Consider the following 3,338-nt stretch of genomic DNA (forward strand, 5'->3'; position numbering starts at 1 on the left):
GACAACCTGATCTTCGTCGTCAACTGCAACCTGCAGCGCCTGGACGGCCCGGTGCGCGGCAACGGCAAGATCGTGCAGGAGCTCGAAGGCGAGTTCCGCGGCTCTGGCTGGAATGTCATCAAGCTGCTGTGGGGCTCTTATTGGGATCCGCTGCTGGCGCGTGACAAGGATGGCACCCTGCGCCGCATCATGATGGAGATGGTCGACGGCGATTACCAGGCCTGCAAGGCCAATGATGGCGCGTTCGTGCGCAAGCACTTCTTCGGGCGCGATCCCAAGACCCTCGAGATGGTGGCCCGTCTGTCTGACGATGACATCTGGCGCCTCAACCGGGGCGGCCACGATCCGCAGAAGGTGTACGCCGCCTATCACGCGGCCGTGAACCACACCGGCCAGCCGACCGTGCTGCTGATCAAGACCGTCAAGGGTTTTGGCATGGGCAAGAGTGGCGAAGGCAAGAACACCGCGCACCAGACCAAGAAGCTGACGGACGAGGATATCAAGGCCTTCCGCGACCGCTTCAACATCCCCGTGCCAGATGAAGACATCGCCAAGCTGCCCTTCATCAAGCCTGCAGACAACACGCCCGAGATGCAGTACCTGCATGGGCGCCGTGCGGCACTGGGCGGCTACTTGCCCCAGCGTCGCACCAAGGCTGAAGAGGCCCTGGCTGTGCCAGAGTTGAGCGCCTTCCAGTCGGTCCTGGAGCCGACAGCCGAGGGCCGCGAGATCTCGACCACGCAGGCCTTCGTGCGCTGCCTGACACCTCTGTTGCGTGACCCGGCATTGGGCCCACGTGTGGTGCCCATCCTGGTGGACGAGGCCCGCACCTTCGGTATGGAAGGCCTGTTCCGCCAGATCGGCATCTACGCGCCGGAAGGCCAGAAGTACACCCCGGTCGATCGTGATCAGGTCATGTACTACCGCGAAGACAAGGCCGGCCAGATCCTGCAGGAAGGCATCAACGAGGCAGGCGGCATGTGCTCGTGGATTGCCGCGGCAACGTCGTACTCGACGAACAACCGCGTGATGATCCCGTTCTATGTGTACTACTCGATGTTCGGCCTGCAGCGCATTGGCGATCTGGCCTGGGCGGCTGGTGACATGCAGGCGCGAGGCTTCCTGCTGGGTGGCACATCGGGGCGCACGACGCTGAACGGTGAAGGCTTGCAGCATGAAGACGGTCACAGCCAGCTGGTGGCTGGCACCATCCCGAACTGCCTGAGCTATGACCCCAGCTTTGCGCATGAAGTGGCCGTGATCATTCAGGATGGCCTCAAGCGCATGGTCGAGAAGCAGGAAAACGTCTTCTACTACCTGACACTGCTCAACGAGAACTACGCTCAGCCCGGGCTGCGTGCCGGCACTGAGGAAGAGATCATCAAGGGCATGTACCTGCTGCAGGATGCCGACAAGGCCCACAAGCTCAGTGTGAACCTGCTGGGTGCGGGCTCCATCCTGCGTGAGTCCATGGCGGCGAAGGAGCTGCTGGAAGCCGATTGGGGTGTGGGCGCTAATGTGTGGAGCTGCCCGAGCTTCAACCAGTTGGCGCGTGAAGGCCAGGACGCCGAGCGCCACAACCTGCTGCATCCGACAGGCGAGCAGCGCGTGGCTTTCGTGACGGCGCAGCTCAACGGCCATGCCGGGCCGGTGGTGGCTTCGACCGACTATGTGAAGGCGCTGCCCGAGCAGATCCGTGCCTACATCCCCAAGGGCCGGACCTTCAAGGTACTGGGCACCGACGGTTTTGGCCGCAGTGACTTCCGCTATCGTCTGCGCGAACACTTCGAGATCAACCGCCACTACATCGTGGTTGCGGCCTTGAAGGCGCTGGCCGAGGACGGGCACGTGCCGCTGGCCAAGGTCGCCGAAGCGATTGCCAAGTACGGCATCGATACCAACAAGATCAACCCGCTGTATGCCTGAGGCAGGGAAGGCAGAGACTTCATCATGGCTGTGATTGAACTGACTGTGCCCGACATTGGTGATGTGACCGATGCCGCGGTGATTGAATTGCTGGTCAAACCGGGCGACACGATCAAGGCCGAGCAAAGCCTGATCACCATCGAGTCTGACAAGGCTTCGATGGAAGTGCCCTCTGCTGTGGGCGGGGTGCTCAAGGAGTTGCGCGTTCGGCTGGGTGACAAGGTGAGCAAGGGCTCGCTGGTGGGCTTGCTGGAAACGGTGGATGGTGCTGCGGCCGAGGCTGTTGCGTCACCTGCTGTGGTAGCTGCGTCCGCTACAACTGTGGAGCCAGGGGCGGCACCCGCATCCATCCCGTCACCTGTGGCCGATGCGACCCCGGTACCTGCTGCGTCAGACCGCACGCATCCGACGGCCGCGCTGGCAACGCTGGAAATGCCGCCGCTCAGCGCGGTATCACATGCCTCGCCTTCGGTGCGCCGGTTTGCGCGAGAGCTGGGTGTGTCCTTGCAGAAGGTGCCCGGAACAGGCCCCAAAGGGCGCATCACGCATGTCGATGTGCAGAACTTCGTCAAGGGCGTGATGGTGCGCGCGGATCAGCCCGCAGCGGTGTCCGCTGGTGGTAGTGCGGGATCTGCCGATCTGGGTGGCATGACCTTGCTGCCTTGGCCATCGGTGGACTTCACCAAGTTCGGCGCCGTCGAGCGCCAGCCGCTGTCGCGCATCAAGAAGATCTCGGGTGCCAACCTGCATCGCAACTGGGTGCGCATTCCTCATGTGACCAATCACGACGAGGCGGACATCACCGAGCTGGAGGCCTTCCGCGTCAAGCTCAACGAAGAGAACGCCAAGGCGGGCACCAAGTTCACGATGCTGGCCTTCCTGCTCAAGGCTTGTGCTGTGGCCTTGCGCAAGTTCCCCCAGTTCAATGCCTCGCTGGATGGCGATGACCTGGTGCTCAAGCAGTATGTGCACATCGGCTTTGCTGCCGATACGCCCAACGGCTTGGTTGTGCCCGTGATCCGCGATGTGGACAGCAAGAGCCTGTCGCAACTGGCCGTAGAGACCGCCGCGCTGGCTGCCAAAGCCCGCGAGGGCAAGCTGTCGCCGGGCGAGATGCAAGGCGGCTGCTTCTCGATTTCGTCGCTGGGCGGCTTTGGTGGCACGACCTTCACGCCCATCATCAATGCACCCGAGGTGGCCATTCTGGGCGTGTGCCGCTCGGCCATGAAGCCCGTGTGGAATGGCTCGGCATTCGAGCCGCGCCTGATGCTGCCCTTGAGCCTCAGTTATGACCACCGTGTCATCGATGGCGCGTCGGCTGCGCGTTTCAATACCTATCTGGCCAGTCTGCTGGCTGATTTCCGCCGCGCGCTGGTCTGATAGAACGGGAAGAAGAACATGGCATTGATCAA

The 3,338-nt window shown here is 62.5% G+C and carries 2 protein-coding genes; both read left to right on the plus strand.

Going from position 1 to position 3,338, the window contains the following annotated elements; translation table 11 throughout:
- Nucleotides 1-1,926: pyruvate dehydrogenase (acetyl-transferring), homodimeric type (aceE, locus tag EPO09_RS01795; RefSeq protein WP_290639581.1), on the plus strand; the 1,926-nt coding region annotated here is incomplete at its 5' end.
- Between the two features lie 24 nt (nucleotides 1,927-1,950).
- Nucleotides 1,951-3,306: a dihydrolipoyllysine-residue acetyltransferase gene (gene aceF, locus EPO09_RS01800; protein ID WP_290639582.1), complete on the plus strand. Its 1,356-nt coding sequence runs from the start codon at nucleotides 1,951-1,953 to the stop codon at nucleotides 3,304-3,306.
- Nucleotides 3,307-3,338: the final 32 nt, after the last annotated feature.

Origin of the sequence: Aquabacterium sp. (genome assembly GCF_004297345.1) — a bacterium.
Classification (GTDB): Bacteria; Pseudomonadota; Gammaproteobacteria; order Burkholderiales; family Burkholderiaceae_C; genus Aquabacterium.